This is a genomic window from Coprococcus sp. AF21-14LB (assembly GCF_003458885.1).
Lineage (GTDB): Bacteria > Bacillota > Clostridia > Lachnospirales > Lachnospiraceae > UBA9414.
Map to the genome: position 1 here is coordinate 22121 of NZ_QRVX01000031.1, position 6334 is coordinate 28454.

At 44.0% G+C, this 6334-nt stretch carries 2 protein-coding genes and 3 pseudogenes; 3 read left to right on the top strand and 2 right to left on the bottom strand.

Annotated elements, in window-relative coordinates:
* Positions 1-31: 31 nt before the first annotated feature.
* Together DWX73_RS08720 and DWX73_RS08725 are read right to left on the bottom strand one after the other, a co-directional pair.
* Positions 32-1200 (bottom strand): annotated as a pseudogene (locus DWX73_RS08720) (galactokinase).
* Positions 1201-1307: 107 nt separating this feature from the next.
* The gene (locus DWX73_RS08725) at positions 1308-2225 is read right to left on the bottom strand and encodes an ArsR/SmtB family transcription factor (RefSeq protein WP_118348431.1); all 918 of its coding nucleotides are present in this window, start codon (positions 2223-2225) and stop codon (positions 1308-1310) included.
* Positions 2226-2447: 222 nt separating this feature from the next.
* Between DWX73_RS08725 and DWX73_RS08730 the strand changes: the two are divergent.
* The 3 genes and pseudogenes from DWX73_RS08730 to DWX73_RS13705 form a co-directional block, all read left to right on the top strand.
* Positions 2448-4279 (top strand): annotated as a pseudogene (locus tag DWX73_RS08730) (NAD(P)-binding protein).
* Positions 4273-6021, top strand: coding sequence for a [FeFe] hydrogenase, group A (locus DWX73_RS08735; RefSeq protein WP_118348432.1), 1749 nt, complete (start codon positions 4273-4275; stop codon positions 6019-6021). Before DWX73_RS08730 ends, DWX73_RS08735 begins: the two are co-directional and overlap by 7 nt.
* A 158-nt stretch (positions 6022-6179) precedes the next feature.
* Positions 6180-6334: pseudogene (locus DWX73_RS13705) on the top strand (transposase); the annotation flags it as partial.

Genomic DNA, 6334 nt, shown 5'->3' on the forward strand with positions numbered 1-6334 from the left:
GTCTCGTCTCCCTTATTCTTTTATCCGTTTTTTAGGAAAGCACACGGGCTCCGTCACCGATTTCCACCACATAGAATTCTGCTTCATGTCCGGTTTTCTCACGATAACCATTTCCCACCTGCTCTATAAATGTATCGACTGCATCATTTTTCACAATACTGACCGTACAGCCTCCAAATCCGCCTCCGGTAATTCTTGATCCGACAACTCCCTCGATCTGCCATGCCAGTTCAACAAGTACATCGATTTCTTCGCAGGATACTTCATAATCATCTCTCAGAGATACATGTGACGCATTCATTAATGCTCCAAACTTCTCGATATCATTATTTTTCAGAGCTTCCACTGCTTTGATCGTTCTCTGATTCTCATATACTGCATGTTTTGCCCGTCTTTGTCTTACTTCCGACTGAATAGCATCTTTATGAGCTTCAAATTCTTCTTCTGTAAGTGCTCCAAGAGACGGAACATCCATCACTTTCTGAAGTTCTTTTAAAGCAGTCTCACATTCATTTCTCCTGTCATTGTACGCAGAACTTACAAGGCTATGTTTCACTTTACTGTTTGTAATCACAATCTTGGCATCTTCCAGTTTAACACATGCATATTCATAACTCAGATCGCTTGTATCAAGGAAAATCGCATGATCTTTTTTGCCCATTGCACTGGCAAACTGATCCATGATGCCACAGTTCATTCCATTATAATTATTCTCTGAATACTGTCCGATAAGAGCAAGATCCGTCATGCTCAAATCATCAAATCCAAACAGATCCCGCAGAACTGTTCCTGTCAGAACCTCAAGAGAAGCGGAAGAAGAAAGTCCTGAACCATTTGGAATATTTCCATAGATCAACATATCAATTCCTGACGGCAGCTTATATCCGCGGCCTTCAAAAGCCCACATAACACCTTTTGGATAATTTGTCCATCCAGCAGCATCATATGGAGTCAGGTCATCAAGCTTGTCTCTACAACTCCGCTCTTTGGGAAATTCTGAGAATAAAAACGGATCTTTCTGTCCTCACGCTTCCTTGCCACCGCATAAGTTCCAATCGTCAGCGCACACGGAAATACATGGCCTCCATTATAATCTGTGTGTTCCCCGATCAGATTCACACGTCCCGGTGCAAAGTAAACATGAAGCTCTCCTTCTTCCCCGAACAACTCCTGAAACGCTTTGATTAACTGTTCTTTCATGTCATATCTCCTTTCATTTATAACAATATTTTTGTTTTAAAACATTTATCTTGGTTTAATGATATCATCTGCGCTCCTCTCTGTCAATGAGGAGAGACGTCTCTTTCTTATTCGTAGATAAGCCGCATAACAATATCCTGTGGATAGTCTCCAAACTCATCGCCAAAAAGATTCATTCCGCCTTTTTTTGCTGCATCCGGACTAATGCCGATCTTTACAGAAATGTATTCATTCTCCTCCAGTTTAAATGCCAAAAGCGGTGTATTCGATGTCTGAGCTCCATCCAGGTAACTTCCCTGAGAATCAATCTTCCACACTTTCATCATTCCGTACTGACTGTTCTGAGAAGGCCACCACGCCGGTGTGAGCCTTCCTCTGCGATCTCCGAAATCCGCCGGACTTCTCCATGTTCCAACCTCAATCTCATTAATCCAAAGCGTAATGTCTGACTCCCAGTCCATATTATATTCATGATCTTCTGAGCAGACCTCCGCTGACACTTCAATACTCTTTAATACATTTTTCTTCAGGGCTGCATTCGGAAAACGATATTCCAGATACCCATTGCCAAGCCAGATCAACTTCGCCTCTGTCCTTCTCGGATTATAAAAAACTGCCGGTTCATCTTCAATATCAATATGTCCTGTCCCTGATACAATACCACATGTCGGTTCCACATGATAATCAACGAAATTTCCAATAGGCATTGGGATTGTTTCTGCTTTCTCATAGTTCTTCTCATCCAGACGGATCGCGATACTTCCTACGCTCCTGCGGCAGATTTTCATGGAGCCGCGCACTGCCGCCTTGAACTCTGTCTCAATCAGTCCCGCTTCTTCCAACACTTTAATATGCATTGCAGCAGAAGAGGAAGGAATTTGAAGCAACTCTGCAATCTCATTGATATTATAATAACGATTTTCCAAAAGCCCTAAAATTCGAATTCTTATCTCTGAAGAGAGTGCTTTTCCGACAATTGCAAGTTTTTCAGGCTCATTCATATTTAATTTTATATTTTTTTCCACAACTGTCTCCTCGTTTTCTTTTCTTTATATTCTGTCATATCTTTTTCGATACTTTCATTATTATAAGAATTCTTCATCTCGTCAATGATTTTCTCAAAAATATTGTGATACTTTTGTTAATCTTTGACTAAAAAATAACTTTTCTTGTTTCTTACTTTGTTATATATTACAATATCTGTAAATGACCATCAAACAGATCTTTACGAAAAGGAGAGTGATAATATGAGCAGACTTGAGATTCCTACTCCTAGTAAATCTCAGCTCGTTGTTGAAGGACTTTATAAGGAACTTGAACATAGAATCGAAGCCAGCCCGCCGGGACTTTGTCCTGTAGATATTACACGGGCATTTTTAGAATTGTGCCATGCACAGACATGCGGTAAATGTGCGCCTTGCCGCATCGGACTTTTACAGCTGAAGCATTTAATCACAGATGTATTGAATGGCGAAGCTACTATGGACACATTAGATTTAATGGAAGAAACCGCTCTTTCTATCATGCATTCCGCAGACTGCGCTATCGGCTATGAAGCTGCACATATGGTATACAAAAGTCTGATTGGATGCCGTGATGATTACGAACAGCATATTCGCGAAGGACGGTGTACATGTACATATCATCAACCGGTACCGTGCGTTGCACTCTGTCCGGCACATGTTGATATTCCTGGATATATTGCCCTTGTCGGTGCAGGAAGATACGATGATGCAATCCGCCTGATCCGCAAAGACAATCCATTCCCAACTACTTGCGGTTTTATTTGTGAACATCCTTGTGAAGCTCGCTGCCGCCGCAATATGGTAGATGATGCAATTAACATCAGAGGTCTTAAGAGAGTTGCTGCTGATTTTGCAGGCAAGGTTCCACCGCCGCCATGTGCTCCATCTACCGGAAAACGTGTCGCTGTTGTCGGCGGTGGTCCGGGAGGTCTTTCGGCTGCCTACTATCTACAGCTGATGGGACATCAGGCTACTGTATTTGAAATGCTTCCAAAGCTTGGCGGTATGCTTCGCTACGGTATTCCAAACTACCGTCTTCCGAAAGAACGTTTAGATGATGATATCGAAGCAATCCTGGCAACAGGAGTAGAAGTAAAATACGGCATGCGTATCGGCAAAGATATGACAATCCAGAGTCTCCGTGAAGAGTATGATGCTGTCCTGATTACAATTGGCGCCAGCACAGATAAGAAACTTGGTCTGGAGAACGAAAACGCTGAAGGAGTTATGTCTGCAGTACAGTTCCTGCGCGCTGTCGGTAAGAACGAACTTCCGGATCTTACCGGACAGGATGTAGCAATCGTCGGCGGCGGTAACGTATCTATGGATGCTGTCCGCACTGCTGTACGTCTCGGTGCTAAGAAGGTAAGCTGTGTATATCGCCGTCGTATCGCTGATATGACTGCTCTTCCTGCTGAGATTGAAGGTGCGATTTCTGAAGGTGTAGAAGTATGTACATTGAAAGCTCCATCCCGCATTGAACGTGATGAGAACGGTCATGTAAAAGGGCTCTGGGTAACACCTCAGATGATCAGCAAGATCAAAGACGGTCGTGCAAGTGTAAAACCATCCGGAGAACCGGATGAATTTATTCCTTGTTCTACACTCGTTGTTGCAATCGGACAAAATATCGAACAGAACATTTCGCAAATGCCGGTGTTCCTGTTGAGCGCGGTAAGATTATGGCTGAGAATTTCGGTGGATTTTCCGATATTCCTGGTGTATTTGCCGGCGGAGACTGTGCAACAGGTCCTGCTACCGTTATTCGTGCGATCGCCGCAGCGAAAGTTGTAGCTGCCAATATAGATGAGTATCTTGGATACCACCATGAAATTACATGTGACGTTGAGATTCCGGAACCAAACCTCGATGACCGCGCACCATGCGGACGCGTGGAACTGACAGAACGGGAAGCATGTGAACGTATCCACGATTTCGAAGGTGTTGAAAACTGCATGACCAAATCAGAAGCTTGTCAGGAAGCCGGACGTTGTCTGCGCTGTGACCACTTCGGTTATGGTCTGTTCAAAGGAGGTCGGGAGAAAGTATGGTAAATTTTACAATCGATCATAAACAAATTTCTGTGCCGGAAGGCACTACCATTATGGAAGCAGCAGCACAGAACGGAATCCCGATTCCAAAGCTGTGTTATCTGAAAGATGTGAATGAAATTGCAGCATGCCGTGTCTGCGTTGTAGAATTAGAAGGCAATGACCGCCTGATCACATCCTGCAACAATGTTGCTCAGGAAGGCATGGTAATTTATACAAACAGCCCAAAAGTACGGGCAGACAGAAGAAAGACGGTGCAGCTCATCCTCTCACAGCATGACTGCAAATGTGCAACCTGTGTCAGAAGCGGTAACTGCTCTCTTCAGAAAATTGCCAATGATCTCAATATCCTTGAGATTCCATTTGGTGAACGTCTGGAACGTCAGCCATGGGATAAAAACTTCCCATTGATCCGTGACTCTGCAAAATGTATCAAATGTATGCGCTGTGTTCAAGTCTGTGACAAGATCCAGAGTCTGAATGTATGGCATGTGGAAGGAACAGGTTCCCGCTCTACAGTCAATGTCTCCGGTCACAGAACAATTAATGAAGCAGACTGTTCTCTTTGCGGCCAGTGTATTACACATTGCCCGGTCGGCGCTCTGCGTGAACGCGACGATACAGAGAAAGTATGGGAAGCAATTGCTGATCCGAAGAAAGTTGTTGTAGCTCAGGTAGCTCCGGCTGTGCGTACTGCATGGGGCGAAGCTCTTGGCATGAAGCGAGGAGAAGCAACGGTTGGAAAGATTATGGATTCTTTGAAACGCCTCGGTGTCGATTATGTATTTGATACAACCTTCTCTGCTGACCTTACTATTATGGAAGAAGGTACCGAATTCCTGGAACGCTTCACAAAAGGCGAGACAAAAGAACGCCCGATGTTTACTTCCTGCTGTCCTGGCTGGATCCGTTTCATTAAATCACAGTATCCTCATCTTGTACCACAGCTCTCTACTGCAAAATCACCGCAGCAGATGTTCGGTGCAGTGATGAAGACTTATTTCGCTGAGTCTATCGGTGTAAAACCGGAAGACATGGTAACTGTTTCTGTTATGCCTTGCGTAGCTAAGAAAGGTGAACGTAATATGGAACTTTTCTACGGCGAATACGCCGGACATGACACAGATATCGTTATCACAACCCGCGAGCTTACCCGTATGATCCGCTCTGCACATATCGAACCTTCTACACTTGTAGACCGCGAATGTGATCCACTTATGAAAGAAGGCTCCGGTGCCGGCGTGATCTTCGGTGCAACCGGAGGTGTTATGGAGGCAGCTCTTCGTTCTGCTTACTTCCTTGTAACCGGAAAGAATCCAGAACCGGATGCTTTCAAAGTTGTTCGTGCTACAAGTCAGGAAACTGATATTGTAACTGCTGAATTCCAACTGGGAGACGCTGTTGTAAAGGCAGCCATTGTAAATGGTCTCGGCAATACACGCCGTCTTATCGATCAGATCGAGCGCGGTGAAGTACATTATGACTTCGTAGAAGTTATGGCTTGCCCGGGCGGATGCGTTGGCGGCGGCGGACAGCCGATCCACGACGGAGAAGAACTTGCTTTTGAACGCGGCAAGAATCTCTATTTCCTTGATTCTAATGCACAGATTCGTTTCTCTCATGAGAATCCGGATGTTCAAAAATTATATACAGATTATCTTGAAAAACCAATGTCCCACAAGGCTCACATGCTGCTTCATACAGATCACAATGCATGGGAGATGCCTCGTAAACAAGGCCGATAGATAATATAACTATCAGCGGGCTGTCGGGAAATAGATAGTTCCAAACAGGGGCAGATTGACTCACATGAGTCAAATCTGCCCCTGAAACTTTTTCGTAAAAAGAGAAAAAGATGGCTAACGACAACCATCTTCACTCCGTTCCATGTTATAATGGAACTATGATAACCAAAGATTATTATAACGATTTTTTTGAATTAGGGCAACAAAAAATTAACTTCAGTTTCTTCGAATTGTGTTTACCTGACGACGATCCAGTCTATACCCTGAAAAAAGTAATGGAGGATTTAGATTTTTCTGGCTTGTTAGCCAATTG